The sequence below is a fragment of the Streptomyces sp. 2A115 genome (assembly GCF_052245575.1).
Taxonomy (GTDB): Bacteria; Actinomycetota; Actinomycetes; order Streptomycetales; family Streptomycetaceae; genus Streptomyces.
Genome location: NZ_JBQQCG010000241.1, coordinates 1 through 940 on the forward strand (window position 1 = coordinate 1; position 940 = coordinate 940).

The window sequence follows — 940 nt, forward strand, 5'->3', positions numbered from 1 at the left end:
CCGGCAGTACCGGTGTATTGGCGCTGGACGCCGACCGTGCCGGTGCCCTTCTTCACATCGCCGGTCTCGTCGACGACCAGCACCGCCCGGTCGTCGTGCAAGTGCTCCACCACGTAGCCGCACACGTCGTCGCGGACCTGATCGGCATCCCACTTGGCCCTGCCCAACAGGTGCTGCATGCCGTCCGGAGTGGTCTCGCCAGCCCACTCGGCGATGGTCCAGCCGTTCTTGCGCGGCAGGTCGGCCAATAGACCGAGCACCAACCGCGCCGCCCTGCGGCGGGGTTCGACCCGGGCGAAGCGCCCCGCGATCCGGCCCATCAGGCCCTCGAACGCGTCCCGCCAACGGGCGGGTTCTATGCTGTGACCCGCGGCCACCGTCTCTTCGTCAGTCCACACAACTCACGATGATCAACGGTGGCCGCACCCGTCTCCACAACGCGTCAGGGTCGCGCAGTTCCGCCTGCCGTCCTGAGTCAGGAGGACATGTGCAACGTGGCGAAGTCTGGTGGGTGGAGTTCGACGAGCGGCGGCTGGTCGTACTGCTGGCGGCAGACGACGCGTCCAGGATCCGGGCGATGCAGGTCGTCACTCCTGCGGGCGTCGACATCAGCGGTCTGGGCGTCGAAGTGCAAGTAGGTGCCATGGAAGGACTGCCCTTTGAAGGCGTGCTGCGGTTCGCGTTCCCGCGCCCGGGCTTTACCCCCTGCACGTGGCTGACCACCGTTTCCCAGGACGACCTGATCGAGCGGGCGGGCGTCCTGTCCTCCGCGAAGCTCAGCGAGATTGAGGACGCCCTCCGTCTCGGCGAACAGGCGAAGGAACGGACCCCGGCGACAACCGCGAAGCTCAGCGAGATAAGGGACGCCCTCCGGCTCGGTGAACTCGGGTAGGCGGAGAGGCGCCACTCACCATCGAGATCACGATCTACGGCTGGAGTA

Annotated in this window: 2 protein-coding genes; one reads left to right on the forward strand and one right to left on the reverse strand. The window is 67.2% G+C overall.

What is annotated here, in order from left to right; all coding sequences use genetic code 11:
- Positions 1 to 320: transposase (locus ACTWQR_RS55810; protein WP_443235029.1), on the reverse strand; the 320-nt coding region annotated here is incomplete at its 3' end.
- A 167-nt stretch (positions 321 to 487) separates the two neighbouring features.
- On the opposite strand from ACTWQR_RS55810, the gene ACTWQR_RS55815 reads away from it, so the two are divergent.
- Positions 488 to 892, forward strand: a complete 405-nt coding sequence (locus tag ACTWQR_RS55815; RefSeq protein WP_266841859.1) for a type II toxin-antitoxin system PemK/MazF family toxin — start codon at positions 488 to 490, stop codon at positions 890 to 892.
- Positions 893 to 940: the final 48 nt, after the last annotated feature.